This window comes from Vibrio limimangrovi, from assembly GCF_054064025.1.
This window is the reverse complement of record NZ_JBSUGF010000016.1, coordinates 60,149-83,492: the sequence shown is the minus strand read 5'-3', so window position 1 is coordinate 83,492 and position 23,344 is coordinate 60,149. Positions and strand designations below refer to the sequence as shown.

Here is a 23,344-nt window from a genome sequence, read left to right as displayed (position 1 = left end):
CTTTGCGGGCGTTTGAGGTGACTCTGACGCCCGCATGTTTGTGAATAGCCCAGTCTTTCTAGCTAAACGCTTTTACAAGAAAGCTTTTATCTAAAACGATATTAACACCAAGCGGCAGTGGCCGTTTGCAGTACTACATTGGTGACGAAGAACATGTCAAAACGTGATTTTTACGAAGTATTAGGCGTTGGCCGTGATGCATCAGAACGTGATATCAAGAAGGCTTACAAGCGTCTTGCTATGAAATTCCACCCAGACCGTAACCAGGGTGATGATTCTGCTGCGGATAAGTTTAAAGAAGTAAAAGAAGCGTACGAAATTCTAACCGATTCTCAGAAAAAAGCCGCATATGATCAGTACGGCCATGCTGCTTTTGAGCAAGGCGGCGGTGGTTTCGGTGGCGGCGGCTTTGGTGGCGGCGGTGCTGATTTCGGCGACATCTTTGGTGACGTATTTGGTGATATCTTTGGCGGTGGTCGTCGTGGTGGCGGTGGTGCTCATCGTGCACAACGTGGAGCTGATCTTCGTTACAACATGGAACTGACGTTAGAAGAAGCAGTCCGTGGTGTTTCAAAAGAGATCGAAGTTCCAACGCTTGTCCATTGTGACTCGTGTGATGGCAGCGGTGCGAAGAAAGGCACTTCAGCGGAAACCTGTGGTACCTGTCATGGCCACGGTCAAGTTCAAATGCGCCAGGGTTTCTTTGCTGTGCAGCAAACCTGTCCGACCTGTCATGGTAAAGGTAAGATCATTAAAGACCCTTGTAATGAATGTCATGGCCAGGGCCGTAAGCAAAAAACTAAAACACTTAACGTTAAGATCCCTGCCGGTGTGGATACTGGCGATCGCATTCGTCTATCAGGCGAAGGTGAAGCGGGAGAAATGGGCGCACCAGCGGGTGACCTATATGTTCAGGTTCACGTAAAAGATCACCATATTTTCGAGCGTGACGGTAACAACCTCTACTGTGAAGTGCCAGTAAGCTTTGCTATGGCAGCACTTGGTGGGGAAGTTGAAGTACCGACACTGGATGGTCGAGTCAATCTGAAAGTGCCTTCTGAAACACAAACTGGCCGTATGTTCCGCATGCGTGGCAAAGGTGTGAAAGGCGTCCGCGGTGGTGGTATTGGCGACTTAATCGTTAAGTTGGTTGTCGAAACACCAGTGAACCTAAGCTCACGTCAGAAAGAATTGCTGAAAGAGTTTGAAGAGTCTTGTGGTGGTGAAGCGGCGACAAAACACAAACCTAAGTCAGAAGGTTTCTTCAATGGCGTTAAAAAGTTCTTCGATGATCTGACGAGCTAAAGCGACCACCAATTAAAAAATGACAAAGGCTTGCAGAGATGCAGGCCTTTTTCGTTTTTAACGACTATCAGTTCCAACACGTGTTTGGTGATTCAACATTTGCTGAAGTCAGTGTGATGGTATTTACCCCAGCAGGAAAGCAATGGTCTCCATCTTGCCCCCGATCAGGTTTGGCCGTTGCCGTGATGGTATAAGCCGCTGTAGCGGAACTCACTATCGAAAAAGTAAATCGGTCACTATCTGAGTCACAGATGGCACAATTGCCACCTACAATAATGGAGCTCCAGTTATATCCTCCATCATAAGAGGTTTCCAACGCGAGTTGGATACGGCTGATATCACTTAGTGCCACTGTTCGATGCGACTTAATGACATGGTTTGTGTACGAGGGATAAGCGACAGCAGAAATGATCCCGACGATCACGACTGCTATCAGTAATTCGATCAATGTCATCCCGCTTAATCTTATTTTGTAGCTGTTACAACGATAAATTCGAATCATTACGAGTAGTTTCCTTTTCACTTTTCCGCCTATTTTTGGCAGGTGATAGCATCTGTGCAAGATGAATTACAGCTAATTAGTTGTTTGCATAGGAATTTGGGAAATGCCTCGCGGGTTTACGTTGTTGGAGCTACTTATTACGGTATCGGTGCTGAGTATTGTACTGGCTGCAGCTACGCCGTCTTTCAAAAATGTTATTGAAACCAACAAAATGCAGAGACTAGCCGACGAACTACATGGGTTTATGATCCAGGCTAAATCGGAAGCAGTATTTCGCAATCAAGACTTGTGGGCACATATTGATGTCGCGAGTGACCCAGTAGATACCGGTGAGTGGTCAATTACATTGACAGATTCAGTTGTTCCTGGTGGTAACCCGATTCTTTTTTTATCGGGTTCACCTTATACCAATATCACCTTTGACCCTGATTATACCTCTCAGCAAATAAAGTTTGATGGCGTGAGAGGAAAAGTAAAAAACGGCAGTATCTATTTCAGCCCTGTTGGAAAAAGCAACCAAACTATGCGCTTGCGAGGATCTTATGGTGCATCAAGGGTAGTCGTATGTGGAAAAAAGGAGGCGGTTTATGGCTATCCAAAATGCGAAAGTTAGGCAACGAGGGAGCTCCCTAATAGAGTTTATGGTTGCCTCATTACTTGGGTTGATTGCTTTAGGCATTGTAGGGAATGTATTTATTTCTGGAAAGAAAACCGCAACCGAGCGCAGTAAGGAATTGCTGCTATTACAGAATATGACCAGTGTCATGCATCAGATGAAAGAGGACATGTTGCGAGCGGGCTACAACGGTATCAATGCTGGTAGTGGCATCCTGTCTGGCGCAACTCATGTCTTACATACTCAGACATCTCCCGATATGTTGGGGTTTCTCTATCGAACGACTTCAGCTGGAGTGAGGGTATTTCGCAGTGTCGTGTATAAGCATGAGCCTCAGCCTTCCAGTGCCGACTTGCTTCAACTCTGTGAAAAACACCACTCAGTACCTTTAACTCCAATGTCGGCTGCGGTATCGGGTGTTAAAGGAAATTGCTACAGCTTATTCGATCCGAATCAAATTAGCGTAGACAGTTTTCATGTATCGACTATTGAAACAATGAGTGACTCAATTAGTAGTGCTTTTAATGTTATCTCGATGAGTGCTTCGCTAGTGAATGATGCCAGTGTCACCCATACCATGGTAATTAAAGCACAACAGAGGAACTGGTAATGGTGTATAGAAATCAGTCAGGAGCGACCACATTACTGGTTACGAGTTTACTACTGGTTGCCGCATTAGTTTTTACTTTGGGCTCATACAAGACGTTGTTCTACCAGATTAAGCGTGCCCATAATGAAGTTAAGACTCGGCAGCAGCAATGGATTGCTGAGGGCGGTTTAGAATGCATTTTTAGTAAAGCTCTTTTGAACAATGCTGTTCCTACCGCAAGCTCCATACCTGACTGCAACACCAATGGAGCAATCCAATTTACCTATTCAACACCAGAAGATAGGTTAAAAGAAGTGACCTCTAAATACGGTAATGCTGCGATCCAGAAGATCATTAAGCAACCCGGTACGGGTGCCTCCGGTGTTATGAAAGCAACGTCCAATTTGTACTTTGCTGGTGGAATGACGATGAGACCAGATCCTGGAAAAAGGCTAGGCAATAATGAGTGGGGATGCACGATGCTTCGCTATAGCAACGATTTTAAAGTGTATGGAACGATACATAATCAAGACCTGGACAATAGTATTCTGCCCTATCACGGATTCCCTTCCGGTCAGAAATGTAAAAAAGATTCTGGAGATAGCTATTCAACCACAACCACTGGTAATCGCAATACGCCTGCAGGCTTGCAACAAGACTTTGTCCTCGATGCCTCACAGAAACCGTTTGAAGACCTTTTTGATGTACCTCGAGATGAATGGTTTGATGTCATGTCGTTAAACGGCTTTGTAAAAATTGCCAATGACCCGTTAACGAATGCGAATGGAAATATGCGGTATCAGCAATCGGACCTTCCTGAACCAGCCGTTGTCAATAATTGCGGAACAAAAATTACTAACGCCATTAAATCCGGTAAAGACTTAATTTGGGTGTACGGAAGCTGCCACCTTAATAGTTCAGACTTAACCAATATGGGAACAGCTATTACCCCAACATCTGGTGCTTCACCAATCCCTGGTGGTGTGATTTTAATGATTCACAACGGATTGCTATCTACATCGGGAAGTTTAGATTTTAAAGGCATGATCTACCATTTTGTTTCGAATGATAGTGATGGCAACCCTGAATTTGTTCCAGATGCAGGTTTATGGAAGGCGTTGGATGAGGGGCAAAAAAACCTTTTGGATGGTACTGTAGGGCCCGTATCAGGGGTAGAAACTGCCAACACCGCATATTTTCAAAATGGTTCGTTTTATCCTATCGGCGGATACGTAATGGACGCGCCGGGAACCTATGCCGTCTATAACTCATCAGTCAGTTTTACTTACAACCGGGATGTTATTGATAGACCGTTAAGTAAATTGAAGAAGCTCAAGTGGAAATCAGGGAGTTGGTATGCAAACTAAGCAAAAGGGTTTTAGCTTGATTGAAGTTCTGCTCTCTTTCTTGCTTGTTGGTATTGCGTCTTTAGGGTTAATTAAGCTGCAGATTAACGTGGAGCAACGAGCAGACTACGCGAAGCACAGTGTTCAAGCGCTTAACCTTGCAGAGCAGAAACTCGAATGGTTCCGAACCCGAGGTGCTTCTGAAGCTGTACCAGTGATGCCCATCGCTAACTTTGATGCTATTGCTACAGGTTCTTCCACGGCAGGAGATTACACCCTTCAGTGGCAAGTACCGCCCGCGACAGTCTCAGGATCGCTCAAGACAATTGTTATTACCTCAAGCTGGGAAGACAGAATGGGACAAACGCAATCTGTTCAATTGAAAACGATGCTTTCACGCTACAGCGAATTCGATAAATAAACAGACTTGAGTTTTATTTTTCCTTCTCGAAAACGCTGTCGCCTTTTTCCTACGCACTTTTCGGCTTTATTTTCATCAGTTAATGGAGGGTTCTTGAACTGTTAACATGAATGATGTGCTACTGTTTTTATTATGTTTAATTGAGATGCTGTTTTTGCAAAATATGTCTCCAAATATGAAAAAAAACTTAGCAGCTTATCCTTTTACTCTTGGTTTTTACTAGAATACTTGCTTGATAACAGGCCGCAATAAATTATTCCAAAAGGCTAAAGTAACAACATCATTTATTATGGAGTTACCATGAGTAACCAAGCAATTGATAAGGCGCCATCTTCTAAGCCGAGTGGGATGGATCGCTTTTTAAACTTTATCGAGAGAGCAGGTAACAAGATTCCTGATCCTGCGATTTTATTTTTCTGGGCACTAATTATCACATGGGGTGCGTCTGCACTCTTATCGAATGTGACCTTCGATCTGGTGAACCCTAGAACTGGCGAAGCTTTGGCGGTTACAAACCTTCTAACTGGTGATGCACTAGCAAGCTTCCTTGCGAATATGGTGACGACATTTACTGGCTTTGCACCACTAGGTATCGTGTTGGTCGCGATGTTGGGTGTCGGTGTAGCCGATTCTTCGGGTTTTATCACCACCGGTCTTAAGAAGATGCTGAGCTTTACACCAGCGAAGCTGCTTACACCGATGCTGATTCTGGTTGCTATCGTATCGCATACGGCAGCAGATGCCGGATATGTGTTAGTTATCCCTCTGGGCGGTATCATTTTCCATGCAGCTGGTCGTCATCCTCTAGCGGGTATTGCGGCTGCATTCGCGGGTGTGTCGGGCGGTTTCTCAGCAAACTTTATTCCTTCTGGTATTGACCCTCTACTTGCTGGTTTCACTCAGACAGCAGCACAGGTTCTTGACCCTGAATACGTAGTAAACCCGTTAGCAAACATTTTCTTTACTGGCATCTCATCAGTCATCATCGTAGCTATCGGTTGGTACGTTACAGAGAAAATTATCGAACCTCGTTTGGCAAGAACACCAGTAGATGAAGATGCAGAAACGGCTCCTGATCTGGGGTCATTCACTGAGATAGAGTCAAAAGCATTCCGTTATGCAGGCTGGGCAATGCTGGCGGGTATCGCACTTCTTGTGGTGGCGTTGATTCCTGAAAGCTCAGCGCTGCGTTCGCCTGAAGGTGAGATTACGGCATTCTCTGCACCGATCATGAAGTCAATCGTTCCGTTGATCTTCATTCTGTTCATCATCCCGGGTTATGTTTACGGTAAAGTTTCTGGCACATTCAAGTCTAGTAACGACATTATCAAAGCAATGGCTGACACAATGTCGACCATGGGTGCTTACATTGTGATGGCATTCTTCTGTGCTCAGTTCCTGTCTGCATTTGCGCAGTCAAACATTGGTACTATGCTGGCGCTATACGGCGCGGAAGGCCTGAAAGCAATGAACCTTCCGGGTGAAGCAACCATCATCGGTATGATTCTGCTAACCGCTTCTGTGAACCTGCTTATTGGCTCTGCATCTGCGAAGTGGGCTCTTATTGGTCCAATTCTGGTTCCTATGTTAATGGCAGTTGGTATCTCTCCTGAACTATCTCAGGCGGCATACCGAGTAGGTGACTCTGTATCAAACATCATCTCACCTCTAATGGTATTCTTCCCGCTTGTGGTGGTGTACTGCCAGCGCTACGTTAAATCTACGGGGATTGGTACGCTTGCTTCACTGATGATGCCATTCTCGATAGCTATGCTGATCGGTTGGTCGATTTTCCTAATCGTATACTGGATGATTGGTATTCCTCTAGGTATACAAGCGCCTTACACTTACACAATGTAATTGGCATAAAGCTTAAACTGGAAAGCGCAGATCGTAAGGTCTGCGCTTTTTTGTTGTTGATAGGATAGGGAATCGCTAGCGTTACTGTAGCGTATAGCGAGTTAGTGGTAATATTGGCGCGTCTCACGCTAATTTATCGATCAGGAGCCCCCTTGTCAGACCTTCAATTCACTTTCCAAGATGAACAATTTATGCGCCGTGCGATGGCGCTGGCAGAACTGGCTGAAGCGGAAGGCGAGGTACCCGTTGGTGCAGTTTTGGTAAAAGATGGAGAGATCATTGCTGAAGGTTGGAATCGTTCGATCTGTGCTCATGACGCTACCGCTCATGCGGAAATTCAGACATTACGTAAAGCTGGGCAAGTGTTAGAGAATTATCGATTATTAGACACCACGCTATACGTGACGTTAGAGCCCTGCCCGATGTGTGCCGGGGCAATACTACACAGCCGTGTAAAGCGAGTGGTCTTCGGTGCTCCTGATCTTAAAGCAGGTGCTGCGGGGACGGTATTAAACTTGTTTGAAAGTCAGGCTGCATACCACTACGCAACGGTTGAAAAAGGGTTGCTGGAAGAAGAGTGTCGTGATCAGTTGCAAGCATTCTTTAAGCGACGCCGTAAAGAAATTAAAGCCAAGAAACAGGCAGAAAAAGTGTTGCAGAGTGGGCAGGAAAATCGAAGCGAGTAGGTGAATTTCAGCAAACATCTACGTATTGGTAGATGTTTGCTTCAAGTTCTCAGTGATTCACTAAGTGAACGAAAACACGATGACGCGAACTGATCTTCTTTTTCATGCACGTTAGTTTGCGTTTACGGCGAATTGCAGCCACGGTTTTATTTAAGCGCTTCGACTGCACTTTACGTCTTCTCATATTCGAAACCTCTAGTAGACAAGACTACGAACATCCCTCTTTAAGAAGCTGCATGTTGCAGCGCCTTATTATTCTAAACGTCGATGAACCAAGCTTGTCAGTCCCATATTTTTGAGCTAAAAGTCATACTTATCAACATAATAGCGCTTAGCTAGCTATTGGTTGATACGTCTTCGTTTTACGTGGAAAATAATATGACTGACAGAAGGCCGAGCGTAACCAATTTTGCGTTAAATCGTTACGACGTTCAGATCCCGATCTCAGATTAGTTAACATTCATTAGATGACAGGCTAATGATCAGAGTTACATTTAATCGGGAGAGGGTAACCAACCGAGTCTTCCATATTCGATATATCCAAATAAAATCTTAAATATTAGCAGGTTATGGTGTTGGTCAATAAAGTTTGTTTGCACGTACGTTATTATGTTGACCTGACTCGGAACCGTCGATTTTAGTGAAGTTTTTTCTTAGACTCAACAAAAAATGACGAGCGTGTTACTCGTCATTTTTTGTTCGCTAGTCTACGATGTTTTCTGTTTCTGTTTCTGTTTCTGTTTCTGACTCTTCTTCCGCTGTGCTGTCGGAAGCACTGGAAATTTCTTCGGTGACCGTCTCAACTGAGCCTGAAACGGCTTCATCTGTTTCTAGGTTTTCTACGTCTAAGTTTTCTACGCTTTCAACAGCACCGGAAACCTCAGCTGCAACACTCTCTACCGCACCTGAGATGATGATATCCGGATTCAGCGGGGGGATAACCTGCAAGTCATCGGTGTCATCGTCTACCGCTGGACTTTGGCTCACGTGGCCAATAATAGACTGATAGTACCGTCGAATATTTTCCACATAGTTACGAGCCTCATCACCACGGGCATAACCATAGCGTGTTTGGCTGTAGTAACGTTTTTGACGCAGTAAAGGCAGTCTGTCTTTCACATCGGCCCACGCATTTGGATCTCCACCTTGCGCTTTCGTCAGTCTCCGTGCATCCAGCATATGCCCATAACCGATGTTGTAAGAGGCAAGCGCAAACCAAATTTTCTCGTGTTCATTGATGGTATCGGGAACCCGAGCAACGATACGACGCAGATACTCCACACCGCCACGAACCGATTGCTCAGGATCCAGGCGATTGTTGACACCGACACTTTTTGCGGTAGGAAGAGTCAGCATCATCATTCCCCGAACACCAGTAGGCGATTTTGCTCTTGGTTTCCAATGAGACTCTTGATAAGCCAGAGCGGCGATTAAACGCCAGTCAAACTCTTCACTGTATTTCTGGAACAGAGGAGACCACTTAGGTAATTTATCGTCAAGAGCACGAATGAAAGCGCGAGTGTCAACATAATCGAAGGCTTCAATATGGCCGATGTATTTCTCTTCAAGCAAGGCGAGATCACCTGACTGTTTAATGTTGCCGAAGAACTCGATCAACATTCCATATAAGCTTTCGTCTTCTGAACGGCGAGTAAACCAGGATACGGGTTGATCTTCTGTTAACTCGAAGGCTAACGCTAAGTCTGGATAGAGTCGCTGAGCCAGAGATAACTCAACGGAATCGGTCACCGTAAAGCGCAGTTCTCCGGTGGAGACTTTTCTCAATAAATCCCTCGTGTCAGCATCTCCGATGATTTCAAATTGTAGTTCTGGGTACTGTTTCTTTAATGACGTCAGTGTTGGAACATATTGAGATTGTTCGACGATTTGCAGAGTACCCGTGCCGACAGGTACCTCTTGTTCCGTATCGTCACCTTGCGTTGCTTGATACTTAATTAAGCGTTCGATATTACGTGGTCGGAAGTGCCCCTTTTTGTAGACAACTTGTTGGCTGACATAGTAATAGGCAGGCCCAGGTCGAAAACGTTTTATCGCTTGAGAAGTCTGGTTCAAGCCCGTTGCGATAATATCAATATCGCCTTTTTTAAGAGCAGGGAAAAGATCAGCTTGTCTAAACGCTGGTTTGATCTCAAGCTTTACACCTAGCTCTTCGGCGAACTTACGTGCAAGTTCGTAATCCAGTCCCGCAGGGCCATCAGGACCGATGTAGTAAGAGAGTTGGTTGTTAAGTGTGCCAACGCGAAGAACGCCACGCTCTTGGATTTTTTGGAATTCACTTTTAGGAGCCGACTCGATTTGGCAGGCAGAAAGTAGGAGCACAGAAGCGAAAAGTAGGACGCTGCGCTTAAGTCGGTTGAACTGGCTAATTTGCATTAATTGGTACTTCTCGGAAAATTTCTAATCACCTTTATATCAAAGCGAAGTGGTGGGGCAAAGTGAATCGCACCGATTGAGTGCGACATTGCGTGTTTTATCGACATTTTGGTGATATACCCAAATGACTTCAAGGTGCAGGATTCAGAGCGCTGTCACTGACTCAAGTTCAAGGAAGATAACGCAGCGTAATAGCCAGCTCTTTCCAAGTTATTTGACGCTGAAATTGTTTCAGTGACACGCTCCCGAAGGGAGAGTTGCCTTGGCTTGCATACTTTGTTAACGATTTTTGATTTAGAACCACTAAAACTTCAAATCGTTGCCGCGTCTGCCAGCCAAGTCATTCTCGCTGAACCAAGCACCTTGAGGTTATTTGGGTATAATTCAAATTTGATGAAAAAATTGACGCAAACGGTTGCTTTTGGTGTTACATCACAAAAACAATTACTATATAATGCGCTCGCAAAGGAGAGGTGGAATCGGCATAAGTTCGAGCTTTTGTAGCTAACTGTATGAATTTATTCCAATATCACCTTAATCAATTGCATAAGAGACCTAAGCACATGAGAATTTTGCGTGGCTCCCCAGCTCTTTCTGAGTTCCGTGTTAATAAACTATTGGAACTTTGTCGTGAACAAGATCTGCCTGTAACCGGCATATACGCCGAGTTTATGCACTTTGCGGATCTAAAATCTGACCTTGATGACCAAGAGTTAGAAAAGCTAGAAAAGTTGCTGACTTACGGCCCAACGATCGAAGAGCACGAGCCTGAAGGTCTTCTACTTCTTGTTACGCCTCGTCCTGGCACTATTTCACCATGGTCTTCTAAATCTACCGATATCGCTAAAAACTGTGGCTTGACTAAAGTTAAGCGTCTTGAGCGTGGTACGGCGTACTATGTTGAAGTTTCGTCTGAACTGTCTCAAGAGCAAGTTGACGTAGTAAAAGCCCTTATCCATGACCGCATGATGGAAACGGTATTCACTGAATTTGAAGCGGCTTCTGCTCTGTTTACCGTTGCTGAGCCTGCTCCAGTGGCACACGTTGATGTCTTGGCTGGTGGTCGTCTTGCACTTGAAGAAGCCAACGTTTCACTTGGTTTAGCGCTAGCAGAAGATGAAATTGATTACTTGGTGGAGAACTTCACTAAGCTAGGTCGTAATCCAAACGACATTGAGCTGATGATGTTTGCTCAGGCGAACTCAGAGCACTGTCGCCATAAAATCTTTAATGCAGACTGGACTATCGATGGCGTAGACCAAGAGAAGTCTCTGTTTAAGATGATCAAAAATACGTTTGAAACGACTCCGGACCACGTTCTGTCTGCGTACAAAGATAACGCAGCGGTAATGACAGGTTCTAAAGTAGGTCGTTTCTTCCCTGATCCGAAAACACGTCAATACACTTACCACCATGAAGATGCGCACATCTTGATGAAGGTTGAGACGCACAACCACCCAACAGCGATTTCTCCATGGCCAGGTGCATCAACCGGTTCTGGTGGTGAAATTCGTGATGAAGGTGCGACCGGTATCGGTGGTAAACCAAAAGCGGGTCTGGTTGGTTTCACAACGTCTAACTTACGTATTCCTGGCTTTGAACAGCCATGGGAAACCGACTTCGGTAAACCTGGTCGTATCGTAAACGCATTAGATATCATGCTAGAAGGTCCACTAGGCGGCGCAGCATTCAACAACGAATTTGGTCGTCCAAACCTACTAGGTTACTTCCGTACTTACGAAGAAAAAGTGACTTCACACGCTGGTGAAGAAGTGCGTGGTTACCACAAGCCAATCATGATTGCTGGTGGTATGGGTAACATTCGTGACGAACACGTTCAGAAGAAAGAGATCCCAGTTGGTGCGAGCCTAATCGTACTTGGCGGTCCGGCAATGAATATCGGTCTTGGTGGTGGTGCTGCGTCTTCAATGGCATCTGGCCAGTCAGCAGAAGATCTGGACTTTGCTTCAGTACAACGTGAAAACCCAGAGATGGAGCGTCGTTGTCAGGAAGTTATCGACCGTTGTTGGCAGCTAGGTGCAGATAACCCAATCGCATTTATCCACGATGTGGGCGCGGGTGGTATCTCTAACGCACTTCCTGAGCTTTGTGACGACGGCGAGCGTGGCGGTAAGTTCCAGCTACGTGATGTACCAAATGATGAATTGAGCATGAGCCCACTGGAAATCTGGTGTAACGAATCTCAGGAACGTTATGTTCTTGCGGTTGCGCCAGAGCATATGGAAGCATTTGATGCAATCTGTAAGCGTGAACGTGCACCATACGCAGTAGTTGGTGTTGCAACAGAAGAACGTCATCTGACTCTGGAAGACTCTCACTTCGATAACACACCAATTGATATGCCAATGGATATCTTGCTTGGTAAAACACCGAAGATGCACCGTGAAGCAACGACACTGAAAGTAGATAGCCCGGCGATTGCACGCGATGGTATCGAAATCAACGAAGCGGCAGATCGCGTACTTCGTCTTCCTACTGTAGCTGAGAAAACGTTCCTGATTACTATCGGTGATCGCTCGGTAACGGGTTTGGTTGCTCGTGACCAGATGGTTGGTCCTTGGCAGGTCCCTGTGGCTAACTGTGCGGTTACGGCTGCAAGTTACGACACATACCACGGTGAAGCGATGTCAATGGGTGAGCGTACTCCGGTTGCTCTATTAGACTTCGGCGCATCTGCTCGTCTGGCAGTCGGTGAGTCTCTGACTAACATCGCTGCAACCGACATCGGTGATATTAAACGTATTAAGCTGTCTGCGAACTGGATGTCTCCAGCTGGTCACCCAGGTGAAGATGCCGGTCTTTACGAAGCGGTGAAAGCAGTCGGTGAAGAGCTATGCCCTGCACTTGGTCTGACTATCCCTGTTGGTAAAGACTCAATGTCGATGAAGACCAAATGGGAAGAGAATGGTGAGAGCAAAGAAGTCACTTCACCGCTATCACTAGTAATCACAGCTTTTGGCCGCGTAGAAGACGTACGTAAGACAGTAACGCCTCAGCTTCGTACTGACAAAGGTGACTCTTCACTTGTTCTTGTTGACCTGGGCAACGGCAAAAACCGTCTGGGTGCAACAGCACTGGCGCAGGTTTACAAGCAGCTTGGTGATAAGCCGGCAGATGTAGACAACGCTGAGCAGCTAAAAGGCTTCTTCGATGCGATGCAAACACTGGTACGTGACGACAAATTGGTTGCTTACCACGATAAAGGCGACGGCGGTCTATTTGTTACTCTTGCTGAGATGGCATTCGCGGGTCACTGTGGCGTGAAAGCGAACATCGAAGGTCTGGGCGACGATGCACTGGCAGTTCTATTTAACGAAGAGCTAGGTGCAGTTATTCAGGTTAAGAACGAAGAGCTGGACTCTGTATTGGCAACGCTGTCAACGAATGGCCTGGAAGCGTGCTCACACGTGATTGGTTCTGTTGAAGCTTCTGACAACTTTGTTATCACTTCTGGTGATTCAGTAGTACTTGAGCGTTCACGTACAGACCTACGAGTTATCTGGGCAGAAACGACGCACAAGATGCAGGCTCTACGTGACAACCCAGCATGCGCAAACCAAGAGTTTGAAGCGAAGAAAGACAACTCAGATCCTGGTTTGAACGTATCTCTAAGCTTTGATGTGAACGAAGATATCGCAGCTCCATACATTGCTAAAGGCGCGAAACCTAAGATGGCAATTCTTCGTGAGCAAGGTGTTAACTCTCACGTTGAAATGGCGGCGGCATTTGACCGCGCTGGCTTTGAAGCAACCGACATCCATATGAGCGATATTCTGACAGGCCAAGCGGTGCTTGATGAGTATCAAGGTCTTGTTGCTTGTGGTGGTTTCTCTTACGGTGATGTACTAGGTGCAGGCGAAGGTTGGGCGAAGTCTATCCTGTTTAATGCGCAGGCTCGTGAGCAGTTCCAGGCATTCTTCAACCGCGAAGATACCTTCTCTCTAGGTGTATGTAACGGTTGTCAGATGCTATCGAACCTAAAAGAACTTATCCCTGGTGCAGACTTGTGGCCACGTTTTGTCCGCAACGAATCTGAGCGTTTTGAAGCTCGCTTTAGCCTGGTAGAAGTACAGAAATCTGATTCTGTATTCTTTGATGGTATGGCTGGTTCTCGCATGCCTATCGCGGTTTCTCACGGTGAAGGTCGTGTGGAAGTTCGTGGCGGTGAGCACCTGAACGCAATTGAAGCATCAGGTACAGTAGCATTACGTTACGTAGATAATAACGGTAACCCAACGCAACAGTACCCGAATAACCCGAATGGTTCACCAAATGCGATTACCGGTCTGACGACAGCAGACGGCCGTGTAACCATCATGATGCCTCACCCAGAGCGTGTATTCCGTACGGTTGCAAACTCTTGGTCTCCTGAAGGCTGGGGTGAAAACGGTGCTTGGATGCGTATGTTCCAAAACGCACGTAAGAACATCGGTTAATTCTGACTCTTATCCAAAGAGCAAAGCGCAGATCAAAAGGTCTGCGCTTTTTGTTTTTACCAACAAAAATTCTCACCTACAGTTAAAAAAGTCGCGCAAAGACGAAGCAATTATGCTCTAATACCGCGCTTACCAAGGGATGGTGGTTATACAGCTTAGATAGAGTGATCAAGTTGACCGAATCCCTGATTAATCCCTTAGGAATTGAAATAGATGTCTAAAAATCCAAAATTTGCTATCCGTGTAACTGAAAAACGTAACGGCTGGACTGCAGAAATTACTCGTCAAGTCACCTCTCGCAAGACGATTGTCTCAAAACGTGAGAGTGCTTTTGAAAGTGAAGAACAAGCACAAGCTTGGGCTGAAAAAGAACTGGCTGGCTTTATTCAAAACCAAGTCGTTCGTAATGAGCGAAAAGCAGTTCAACGTCAAGAGCGTGAAGCAGAACAGCTTGCGGCAAAAGCTCGCAAAGAAGAAGCTCGTCAAGCGCGCGACGCTGAAGCTGACGAAGAATAATGGCCTATTTCCGACTTGTGTTTTACTGAGTCGGTAGTGCTAGAAAAAGCCCTGAAGTCCACTTCGGGGCTATTTTTTTGGATTAAAAAAGTCGGCACATAATATGCCGACTTTGGTGTATTAGAGCATGCAAACTTTTATTGAACGTCGAGCGGTATTTGCCCTGTAGTCACAGGATCAACATCAAATTCATTCAATTCTTCAATATAGCTTTCTACCGCTTGTTCTACTTCGTCATCTCCCTGATTGAAATAAGCAAGATGGAAAATAGCATCACCTTCATTGACCAGTGGCAATGTCTGCTGACCGATGACCAGACCACCTTTAGGTGCTTTAAGCTCTATCTCAACATGTCCAAGAGGTGAGCTGATATAAGCCAGCGTTTCATCCTGTTCAACTTTATCTCCCAGATTAACGACAGTACGCAAAATACCATTGCCTGGAGCACGTACCCAACTGGTGGATTTTGCTATCACTGGGTCAGGGAACTTCTTACGGCTCGCTCGTAGCATACCAATCGCCTGCATTACACGCTGAATACCCATTACGCCAGCACTGATTGATAGAGGATCGAAACGTAATGCTTCACCCGCTTCGTAAGTGAGAACCGGAATGTCACATTTCTCGGCTTCACTGCGCAAAGAGCCATCACGTAAAGCGGAATCAATAATCACTGGTGTCGCAAATGCTTTGGCAATACGTAGTGTTTCTGGGTTACTTAGGTTTGCACGGATTTGTGGCAGGTTCGTTCGGTGTATCGCACCGGTGTGTAAATCCAGAATATAGTTACAGCGCTTGGCAATGTTATTGAAGAAACCGTGCGCCATTCGAGAAGCGAGAGCACCTTTTTCGCTGCCGGGAAAGCAACGGTTTAGATCGCGGCGGTCAGGTAAATAACGTGATTTATGTATCAACCCAAATACGTTGACAATAGGTACTGCTATCACCGTGCCTTTTAGCTTTAATGGATCTAATTGGTTTATGATCTGACGAACGATTTCTACGCCATTGAGCTCATCTCCGTGGATTGCGGCATTCACCATCAGCACCGGACCTTCTTGTTTACCGTGGATGATTTCCACCGGAATGGATAAAGGTGAGTGGGTGTAAAGTTGTGCCGCTTCGAATTCGATCTCTAATCGCTGTCCTGGCTGTATTTGATGCCCGAGTAGTTCAAATACTCTATTTCTTTTATTTCTACTTCTAGCCATAAAACATCTCTGTCATATATGTTATCAACAATGTAACAATCGCGTCATAATCACACTAATCTTTCTAGTTAAGGATACGACAAAATATTTTAATTAATGAGAATAAAAAATAATCTCTTGTGAGATTTATGTTGTCAATATTACTTTTATTTTTGGCGTTATACATCGTCACCGCTATAGATTTTGGGGTTAATTATTGTTCAGGTAATTGTTTGAGTCTTAAAAATAATAATGAAACTTTTAGAGACAAAATTGACCTTTTTACCTCATTTTTTATTCGCTAATATCCGCGCCGATTTTTATTTAATATCTATCTTGAGGTTTTGATGAAAAAGACAATGACTAAAATCGGCGTAATGACTGCTGTTGCAGTTTCACTTTCTGGCTGTGTGGGCAGTAATGCAGTAACTGGTTATGTAATGGGGTTTAACCTAAAAGCTGTTGATAACCGTTATGCTCGTGGTGGTCTAAATATGCTTATGGCACCAGTATACGGCGTTGCGATCGCAGCAGATTACATCGTATTTAACTCATTGGAATTCTGGACAGGTAAAAACCCACTAAACGGTAAACCACATATTTTCGATTCTAAGGTGGATACTTATATTGATGTTAACCACCAGTTAGATAAATCTCTAACGACTGCCCCAATGAGTCCATTAACTAATATCCGTGTTATTGAGCAAGGGCAGATGCAACAAATTGACGAGAATACGATTCAAATGGACATCACCTACAATAATGGCGACACAGCGAAGCTAATGGGTGTACGTGAAGGTGATTTTGTTACTTACTATATTGATGGTGAAGTAGTCGCGAAAACTTCTATGGATGAGTTGTCTGCGTATGCGCAAACTCGTGCGTAATGAGTGCAAGATTTACTAAATTAAAAAAGGGTGCCTCGGCGGGCACCCTTTTTAATTTTATCGAACACACTGTTATGCTTTCTCAGGAATAGCTTCAAGTAGAGCTACCATTTGATCCCAGAATAGCTGAACAGTATCGATCTTCACTTTCTCATCTGGAGAGTGAGGGAATTTGATCGTCGGGCCGAACGAAACCATGTCCATATTTGGGTAAGGTTCTTTAAACAGACCACATTCCAAGCCCGCGTGAATCACCATTATGTTCGGCTTGTGACCGTAGATACCTTCGTACATATCACGGAAGATTGCCATGATCTCAGAGTCTGCATCTGGCTTCCAGCCTGGGTAAGCGCCAGAAAATGCGATTTGGGCACCAGCCAACTCTGCAACGGAATTCAGCATACCTTCAACTTGGCTACGTCCTGAATCAATCAGAGAGCGAATCAGACAAAGTACGGTTACTTTATTCTCTTCAGTGGTGATCACACCAACGTTTAGAGACGTTTCAACCACGCCTTCGATCTCGTCACTCATACGTATTACGCCGTTTGGACAAGCATTTAGCGCGGCAATGAAACGTTGTTGGTCTGCAGAAGCAAACGCTTGAGCGTCTGTTGCGATCTCTTCGTTGAAGGTAACAATACCGGTTTCTACTTTACCTAGCTCTGCTTTTAGTAGCTCTGTGTAGTAGTTGAACAATTCTGCAAGCTTGTCTTGGTTTTCTGCCGGAAGCGCAACGGTTACGAATGCTTCTCGTGGAATCGCGTTACGTAGGCTACCACCACGGAACTCAACCAAACGCAGATCCAGTTCACGTGCGTGACCAGCCAGGAAGCGGCCAAGCAGTTTATTCGCATTACCACGACCAGTATGAATATCACATCCAGAGTGACCACCTTTCAGACCTTTGAGTGTCAGTTGACGTGTAATAAAGCCGACAGGAATGGCATCGCGAGTGATATCGAATGTCATCGCACCATCAATGCCGCCAGCACAACCCATGTACACTTCGCCTTCCTGCTCTGAGTCGGTGTTTAGCAGGATATCACCTTCTAACCAGCCTGATTGAAGCCCGAAAGCACCCGTCATACCCGCTTCTTCATCAATGGTCAGCAGCACTTCAATTGGACCATGCTTGATCTCAGTAGAAGCAAGAACCGCAAGACAAGAGGCCATACCAATGCCGTTGTCTGAGCCAAGGGTAGTGCCTTTCGCAGTCACCCATTCACCATCGATGTAAGGCTGAATTGGATCTTTGGTAAAGTCGTGGTCTGTCTCTTCATTCTTTTGCGGCACCATGTCGATGTGTGCTTGAAGAACCACGCCTTTTTTGTTTTCCATACCTGGAGTTGCAGGTTTTTTGATGAATACGTTACCGGTAGGATCACGACGAACATCTAAGCCTTGCTCTGTTGCCCAGTTGATAATGTATTGTGCGAGAGCTTCCTCATGCTTTGATGGATGAGGGATAGAACAAATCTTATCGAAAAAACGCCATAGCGGAGTTGGTGATAAGGTACTAATTTCTGAATGAAAGTCAGACACGTAAAGCTCCTTGTAATCTAATTTACCAAATATCTTATTTAAAAGTTGCGTATATCTAGCAGAAAATGCTAATGATATTTGATAGGAATTAGAGCAAGAATACCATTTGAAGAGTGCGACTAGTAGTCGTATGTGTAAGGATTTCTCCCTCTATTGTCACAGTTTATGAACAAGCTGAAGAGCAAGTGCTACTATTCTCATATAATAAAGATAACTTTATTTACAATATTGTAATTAAATTACAATTAAGTCGGAGAATTTAGCTTAATTTTGAATTTTATGTGATTTGTATCACTAAAAGTGTTGTAACTTAATTTCCTTGTGGTATATTTGTAACCATCTTCAGTAGAGAAGAATGAAATGCTCAAAGGATGAGTCCGTATATCGCCTCCAGGGAACCGAGAAATCAACGAATGATTAAATGCGAGAGAAGGTGATAGTTATGAAAGGTTTACCGAGTACAATGTTCTGGAATAGCAAGTCTGTTTATACCGGCAACTTTGTATACCCAACAAGTTTTGGTTACTGATTCATTCTTTGGATGATGACTAGTAGTCAACGCATGTGACTTGAACAGTTTGTTCACCCCTATAAATTGGAATTTTTTTTCAGTATCACTACTGACATGATTCAGCGCCACTCAAATTGAGTGGCGTTTTTTTATCTCTTTTTCTTCTCTTTGACTAAAATATAGTCGCTGAGTCCCGGTTCCAATCAAGCTTGCCTGTCTTATTCCAATTCTTACCTGATTGCAGCATACATTTGACGATAAAGTCGGTGTTTTCGTCTGAAAGTTTAGTACATTGTTCAGTTTGCACTCTTTTCGCTTTCTGGATGAAAACTTGCTAATTATTGTTTCATAAGCTTTAAATCTAATGAGCACTAAAAATGCTAGATAACGGGTTTCATATCCTGCAAAAAAATCCATTTAGAGTGAAAATTCTATCTGGAATTTGCTATTTGATAACTTTATAATTCACACCAATCGATTACGCAACCGTTTACTTTTTACCTCTAACAGGATTCGATCATGCTCGAAAGGCTCTTTAAACTTAGTGAAAATAGCACAAATGTGCGCACTGAGATCATCGCAGGGATTACTACCTTCCTTACCATGGCTTACATTATTTTTGTAAACCCAGCAATACTCTCTGATACCGGTATGGATCGTGGCGCTATTTTTGTAGCGACCTGTCTTGCAGCAGCAATTGGCTGTTTTATTATGGGCTTAGTCGCGAACTATCCGATCGCACAGGCTCCGGGCATGGGACTTAACGCCTTTTTTACCTACTCTGTTGTATTGGGTATGGGCTACACATGGCAGGTAGCACTAGCTGCGGTATTCGTTTCAGGTCTGTTGTTCATTTTGTTGAGTATTTTTAAGATTCGTGAATGGATCATCAACTCAATCCCTCACTCTTTGCGTACCGGTATCTCGGCTGGTATTGGTCTCTTCCTTGCGTTCATTGCACTTAAAAATGCCGGCATTGTGGTTGATAACCCAGCAACATTGGTTTCTATGGGACATATTACCTCGTTACCAGCAGTGCTGGCTTCGGTTGGCTTTTTCCTGACTATTTCACTGGTTCATCGCGGCGTGAAAGGTGCGGTGATGATTGCGATCCTGGCTGTAACAGGCTTAGGACTAGTATTCGGTGATGTTCAGTGGGGCGGTGTTATGTCAACACCACCAAGCATTGCGCCAACGTTTTTACAACTAGACTTCTCAGGCCTGTTTGAAGTTGGCATGATCTCCGTGGTTTTTGCTTTCCTATTCGTTGATTTGTTCGATACTGCAGGAACGCTGGTTGGTGTTTCACAGAAAGCGGGTCTAACAGACGAAAACGGTAACATTCCTCGTTTGAACAAAGCGCTGCTTGCTGACTCAACAGCGACTTCAGTTGGCGCTTTATTAGGTACATCAAACACGACATCTTACATTGAAAGTGTTGCTGGTGTTGCTGCTGGAGGTCGTACAGGTCTAACTGCTGTTGTTGTCGGCGTTATGTTTCTTCTGGCTCTGTTCTTCTCACCTCTTGCCGGTATGATTCCAGCTTACGCAACTTCAGGTGCACTATTCTACGTCGCGATTCTAATGCTTTCTGGTCTGGTAAGCATAGACTGGCGTGACTTGACTGAAGCGTCTCCGGTCGTTGTAACGTGCCTTGTTATGCCACTGACGTTCTCTATTGCAGAAGGTATCACACTAGGTTTTATCTCTTACGCGGCTATCAAGCTATTTAGTGGTAAAGGTCGTGATGTATCGATGAGTGTTTGGGTGATGTCTGCCATCTTCATCGTGAAATACCTTGTAGGTTAATCCAATCTCGAAAAAAGCCAGTGCGGGCACTCGTTCGCACTGGCTTTTATTTTAACGTTGTTCACCGAAATCGATTTTTCTGCACTTTGACGTCCTTTGGGAACAAATGTGGAGAAATTTGATATCACCATTGGTATTAAAATGGGCTTTCGGTAGAATAATCGCTTGCGCAGCTTATAGCCCCGTCTCGTTCAGTTTGAGAGATTAGTTGAATCTGAGATATCAGTTGAAATGATAACTCAAGAGCCATTCGACTAAAGATTGGGGATGCATATTTTCAAATTATTAGGTTATTACAATGAGTAAAAAATTCATTATCACTTGGGATACGATGCAGACTTACTGTCGTGAACTGGCGGAAAAACAAATGCCAGCTGAGCAATGGAAAGGTATCTGGGCAGTAAGCCGTGGTGGTTTAATTCCTGGCGCCATCCTGGCTCGTGAACTAGGCATTCGTTATGTGGATACTATCTGTATTTCAAGCTACGACCACGACCATCAGCGTGACATGTCTGTGCTTAAAGCGCCAGAAGGTGACGGTGAAGGTTACTTAATCGTTGAAGACCTGGTAGATAGTGGTGATACTGCACGTCAACTACGTGAAATGTACCCGAAAGCAAAATTAATTGCAGTATGCGCGAAGCCATCTGGTAAAGAGCTGCTTGACGATTACGTGGTTGATATTGCACAAGATACGTGGATTGAACAGCCATGGGATATGTCAATCCAGTATGTTGAACCTGTAAATCGCAAGCAAAAATAATTGCAGTCAAAAGAATATTGAGAAGTGCCCCTGTTTAGGGGCATTTTTTTTATTATCATTATATCTATTGCAAATAGCCTAGGATTCTTCATATGCCTGAAGAAATCAGTAAAAATCTCTCTGAAACTTTGTTTGTGAACCATAAGCAAGCAAAAGAAACCTCTGCACTTACTCAGTACATGCCATCCAGCCAAAAAATTCTCGACGAACGGGAAGAGATGGGTGACAGTGCTTGGTATCGTCATTTACTGCGTCTGCAGTGGGCATGGCAAGGTGTTTCTCCAATAGAGATCGAAGAGGTGTTATCCAGAATTGCTTCTTCAACGCACTCACGTACCAAAGATGAATGGTTAGATACCGTAATGGGCTACCACAGTGGTAACTGGACATTCGAGTGGATCAAATTGGGTATGGAGCATCAAAAACGCTCGGAGCAGTTACAAGGAGAAGAGGCCGCGGAGCAGCTTTTTTCGGCATCACTGTGTTTTAGTATCGCAGGTTACCCGCATTTGAAGAGTGATAATTTGGCACTTCAGGCTCAGGTTCTGGCTAATAAAGCGTATTCAGAAGCAGCCGAGAAAACCAAATACACGATCAAGCAAATAGAAGTGCCATACCAAAATCGCAAAATTATTGCCAACTTACATTTGCCGAGGACGGACAAACAGTTGCCCGTTGTCATGGTCAGCGCGGGTTTGGACAGTTTGCAAACGGATATGTGGCGCTTGTTCCGAAATCGCTTAGCGCCTAGAGATATTGCGATGGTGACCGTCGATATGCCTTCGGTAGGATACAGCTCTCACTGGCCTTTAACTGAAGATACGAGTTGTCTTCACCAGGCAGTTTTAAATGAGCTCTACTCGATTCCTTATGTTGATCATCATAAAGTCGGCTTGGTTGGTTTTCGTTTTGGCGGAAATGCGATGGTTCGTCTTTCGTTCCTTGAACAAGAGAAGATCAAAGCGTGTGTGGCGTTGGGAGCCCCTGTGCATGATCTGTTTTCATCTCCTGCGAAACTGCAGAAAATGCCGAAGATGTATCTGGACCTGTTTGCATCGAGATTAGGTAAAAGTGTTGTAGATATCAACAGCATGGCGGGGCAAATGAAAGCGTGGTCCTTGAAGGTTCAAGGCTTTTTGACCAACCGTAGAACTAAGGTGCCAATTCTGGCATTAGGCCTGGAGGGAGACCCGGTCTCACCGTATAGTGATAATCAGTTGGTTGCGCTATTTAGTCAGTACGGACAGGCGAAAAAAATCAGTGCTAAGTCAATTTCAAAAGGTTATGAGCAATCCCTCGATTTAGCCATAAAGTGGTTGGAAGATGAATTATTAAGATGACAAACCTTACCATTGAGTTAAAGTGGATACTTGAGCAAAAATTAAGCTCATGAAAATTAAAAATAATAATGATTTTCACTTTTTATTATGGAAACGGAGATTCATATGTCAGAGACGACTCAGGGGCCTTCACACTTTCGCTTGATGTCAAAGCTAAAGGCGATAGGGCCTTACCTGCGTGAACCACAATCACAGGAAGGATGTTATTACTTTGATTGTTTGTCAGTGTGCGTAGACGATAAAAAATCACCTGAAAAACGTGAGTTTTGGGGCTGGTGGATGGAGTTAGAATCCACCGAAGGGGGCTTTACTGCGAAATACCACATTGGAAAGTACAACAAAGAGGGGCAATGGGACTCGGAAGCGTTGCCTAAAAAGTCGGTAGAGGAAGTTTACTTGACTCAAAGTACTTTCCATCAAAAGCTCATTGATACCTTAGAAGAGAACTTCAAATTAGAGGTCGAATACCACACAGAGTCCTTTGACTTCGCTTAATTTGACCCTTTTCTATTGCTATAAAACAAAAAGGTGCGTTTTCGCACCTTTTCTCTTGTTAAATCCCCATTTGATTGTTAAAACATCCTCTTTATTTGTTTTTCACTTCAGA

Annotated in this window: 18 protein-coding genes; 14 read left to right on the top strand and 4 right to left on the bottom strand. The window is 44.5% G+C overall.

The window, feature by feature from the left end:
• The first annotated feature begins 153 nt into the window (after positions 1-153).
• Positions 154-1,305, top strand: coding sequence for a molecular chaperone DnaJ (dnaJ, locus tag ACWYU8_RS19470; RefSeq protein ID WP_457521415.1), 1,152 nt, complete (start codon positions 154-156; stop codon positions 1,303-1,305).
• A gap of 67 nt (positions 1,306-1,372) precedes the next feature.
• Here dnaJ and ACWYU8_RS19465 read toward each other — a convergent pair whose 3' ends face one another.
• Positions 1,373-1,807: a type IV pilin protein gene (locus ACWYU8_RS19465; protein WP_457521414.1), complete on the bottom strand. Its 435-nt coding sequence runs from the start codon at positions 1,805-1,807 to the stop codon at positions 1,373-1,375.
• A gap of 103 nt (positions 1,808-1,910) precedes the next feature.
• Here ACWYU8_RS19465 and ACWYU8_RS19460 point away from each other — a divergent pair, with 103 nt between their 5' ends.
• From ACWYU8_RS19460 to tadA, 6 genes are all read left to right on the top strand, one after another.
• On the top strand, positions 1,911-2,420 hold the full coding sequence (locus tag ACWYU8_RS19460; RefSeq protein WP_457521413.1) for a GspH/FimT family pseudopilin: 510 nt from the start codon (positions 1,911-1,913) through the stop codon (positions 2,418-2,420).
• Positions 2,395-3,033, top strand: coding sequence for a PilW family protein (locus tag ACWYU8_RS19455; RefSeq protein WP_457521412.1), 639 nt, complete (start codon positions 2,395-2,397; stop codon positions 3,031-3,033). Before ACWYU8_RS19460 ends, ACWYU8_RS19455 begins: the two co-directional genes overlap by 26 nt.
• Positions 3,033-4,379: a hypothetical protein gene (locus ACWYU8_RS19450; protein WP_457521411.1), complete on the top strand. Its 1,347-nt coding sequence runs from the start codon at positions 3,033-3,035 to the stop codon at positions 4,377-4,379. The genes ACWYU8_RS19455 and ACWYU8_RS19450 overlap by 1 nt, the downstream gene beginning before the upstream one ends.
• Complete coding sequence (locus tag ACWYU8_RS19445) at positions 4,369-4,779, top strand: type IV pilus modification PilV family protein (RefSeq protein WP_457521410.1); 411 nt, start codon at positions 4,369-4,371, stop codon at positions 4,777-4,779. The genes ACWYU8_RS19450 and ACWYU8_RS19445 overlap by 11 nt, the downstream gene beginning before the upstream one ends.
• Before the next feature lie 300 nt (positions 4,780-5,079).
• Positions 5,080-6,639, top strand: coding sequence for an AbgT family transporter (locus ACWYU8_RS19440; RefSeq protein WP_457521409.1), 1,560 nt, complete (start codon positions 5,080-5,082; stop codon positions 6,637-6,639).
• A gap of 152 nt (positions 6,640-6,791) precedes the next feature.
• A complete protein-coding gene (gene tadA / locus ACWYU8_RS19435) occupies positions 6,792-7,325 on the top strand; it encodes a tRNA adenosine(34) deaminase TadA (RefSeq protein WP_457521407.1) in 534 nt (177 codons plus the stop codon).
• Between the two features lie 702 nt (positions 7,326-8,027).
• Here tadA and mltF read toward each other — a convergent pair.
• A complete protein-coding gene (gene mltF / locus ACWYU8_RS19430) occupies positions 8,028-9,719 on the bottom strand; it encodes a membrane-bound lytic murein transglycosylase MltF (protein WP_457521406.1) in 1,692 nt (563 codons plus the stop codon).
• Positions 9,720-10,282: 563 nt separating this feature from the next.
• On the opposite strand from mltF, the gene purL reads away from it, so the two are divergent.
• Together purL and ACWYU8_RS19420 are read left to right on the top strand one after the other, a co-directional pair.
• The gene (gene purL / locus ACWYU8_RS19425; protein WP_457521405.1) at positions 10,283-14,176 is read left to right on the top strand and encodes a phosphoribosylformylglycinamidine synthase; all 3,894 of its coding nucleotides are present in this window, start codon (positions 10,283-10,285) and stop codon (positions 14,174-14,176) included.
• A gap of 213 nt (positions 14,177-14,389) precedes the next feature.
• The gene (locus ACWYU8_RS19420) at positions 14,390-14,692 is read left to right on the top strand and encodes a DUF3622 domain-containing protein (protein WP_457521404.1); all 303 of its coding nucleotides are present in this window, start codon (positions 14,390-14,392) and stop codon (positions 14,690-14,692) included.
• A gap of 137 nt (positions 14,693-14,829) precedes the next feature.
• On the opposite strand, the gene ACWYU8_RS19415 is transcribed toward ACWYU8_RS19420, so the two are convergent.
• Positions 14,830-15,903, bottom strand: coding sequence for a succinylglutamate desuccinylase/aspartoacylase family protein (locus ACWYU8_RS19415; protein ID WP_457521403.1), 1,074 nt, complete (start codon positions 15,901-15,903; stop codon positions 14,830-14,832).
• Between the two features lie 326 nt (positions 15,904-16,229).
• On the opposite strand from ACWYU8_RS19415, the gene ACWYU8_RS19410 reads away from it, so the two are divergent.
• The gene (locus ACWYU8_RS19410) at positions 16,230-16,769 is read left to right on the top strand and encodes a DUF3332 domain-containing protein (RefSeq protein WP_457521402.1); all 540 of its coding nucleotides are present in this window, start codon (positions 16,230-16,232) and stop codon (positions 16,767-16,769) included.
• A gap of 72 nt (positions 16,770-16,841) precedes the next feature.
• Here ACWYU8_RS19410 and ACWYU8_RS19405 read toward each other — a convergent pair whose 3' ends face one another.
• Positions 16,842-18,314 (bottom strand): aminoacyl-histidine dipeptidase, encoded by a 1,473-nt coding sequence (locus ACWYU8_RS19405; protein ID WP_457521401.1) that lies wholly within the window; start codon positions 18,312-18,314, stop codon positions 16,842-16,844.
• Between the two features lie 1,030 nt (positions 18,315-19,344).
• On the opposite strand from ACWYU8_RS19405, the gene ACWYU8_RS19400 reads away from it, so the two are divergent.
• The 4 genes from ACWYU8_RS19400 (at position 19,345) to crl (ending at position 23,232) form a co-directional block, all read left to right on the top strand.
• Positions 19,345-20,634 (top strand): NCS2 family permease, encoded by a 1,290-nt coding sequence (locus ACWYU8_RS19400; protein ID WP_457521400.1) that lies wholly within the window; start codon positions 19,345-19,347, stop codon positions 20,632-20,634.
• Positions 20,635-20,932: 298 nt separating this feature from the next.
• The gene (gene gpt, locus ACWYU8_RS19395; protein ID WP_444494044.1) at positions 20,933-21,397 is read left to right on the top strand and encodes a xanthine phosphoribosyltransferase; all 465 of its coding nucleotides are present in this window, start codon (positions 20,933-20,935) and stop codon (positions 21,395-21,397) included.
• Positions 21,398-21,489: 92 nt separating this feature from the next.
• A complete protein-coding gene (gene frsA, locus ACWYU8_RS19390) occupies positions 21,490-22,737 on the top strand; it encodes an esterase FrsA (protein WP_457521399.1) in 1,248 nt (415 codons plus the stop codon).
• A gap of 105 nt (positions 22,738-22,842) precedes the next feature.
• The gene (crl, locus tag ACWYU8_RS19385; RefSeq protein WP_457521398.1) at positions 22,843-23,232 is read left to right on the top strand and encodes a sigma factor-binding protein Crl; all 390 of its coding nucleotides are present in this window, start codon (positions 22,843-22,845) and stop codon (positions 23,230-23,232) included.
• Positions 23,233-23,344 lie beyond the last annotated feature (112 nt).

Bases quoted from the DNA above. Each gene is read 5' to 3' on its own strand.
- dnaJ (WP_457521415.1), top strand. From the start codon at position 154: ATGTCAAAACGTGATTTTTACGAAGTATTAGGCGTTGGCCGTGATGCA.
- ACWYU8_RS19465 (WP_457521414.1), bottom strand. From the start codon at position 1,807: ATGATTCGAATTTATCGTTGTAACAGCTACAAAATAAGATTAAGCGGG.
- ACWYU8_RS19460 (WP_457521413.1), top strand. From the start codon at position 1,911: ATGCCTCGCGGGTTTACGTTGTTGGAGCTACTTATTACGGTATCGGTG.
- ACWYU8_RS19455 (WP_457521412.1), top strand. From the start codon at position 2,395: ATGGCTATCCAAAATGCGAAAGTTAGGCAACGAGGGAGCTCCCTAATA.
- ACWYU8_RS19450 (WP_457521411.1), top strand. From the start codon at position 3,033: ATGGTGTATAGAAATCAGTCAGGAGCGACCACATTACTGGTTACGAGT.
- ACWYU8_RS19445 (WP_457521410.1), top strand. From the start codon at position 4,369: ATGCAAACTAAGCAAAAGGGTTTTAGCTTGATTGAAGTTCTGCTCTCT.
- ACWYU8_RS19440 (WP_457521409.1), top strand. From the start codon at position 5,080: ATGAGTAACCAAGCAATTGATAAGGCGCCATCTTCTAAGCCGAGTGGG.
- mltF (WP_457521406.1), bottom strand. From the start codon at position 9,719: ATGCAAATTAGCCAGTTCAACCGACTTAAGCGCAGCGTCCTACTTTTC.
- purL (WP_457521405.1), top strand. From the start codon at position 10,283: ATGAGAATTTTGCGTGGCTCCCCAGCTCTTTCTGAGTTCCGTGTTAAT.
- ACWYU8_RS19420 (WP_457521404.1), top strand. From the start codon at position 14,390: ATGTCTAAAAATCCAAAATTTGCTATCCGTGTAACTGAAAAACGTAAC.
- ACWYU8_RS19415 (WP_457521403.1), bottom strand. From the start codon at position 15,903: ATGGCTAGAAGTAGAAATAAAAGAAATAGAGTATTTGAACTACTCGGG.
- ACWYU8_RS19410 (WP_457521402.1), top strand. From the start codon at position 16,230: ATGAAAAAGACAATGACTAAAATCGGCGTAATGACTGCTGTTGCAGTT.
- ACWYU8_RS19400 (WP_457521400.1), top strand. From the start codon at position 19,345: ATGCTCGAAAGGCTCTTTAAACTTAGTGAAAATAGCACAAATGTGCGC.
- gpt (WP_444494044.1), top strand. From the start codon at position 20,933: ATGAGTAAAAAATTCATTATCACTTGGGATACGATGCAGACTTACTGT.
- frsA (WP_457521399.1), top strand. From the start codon at position 21,490: ATGCCTGAAGAAATCAGTAAAAATCTCTCTGAAACTTTGTTTGTGAAC.
- crl (WP_457521398.1), top strand. From the start codon at position 22,843: ATGTCAGAGACGACTCAGGGGCCTTCACACTTTCGCTTGATGTCAAAG.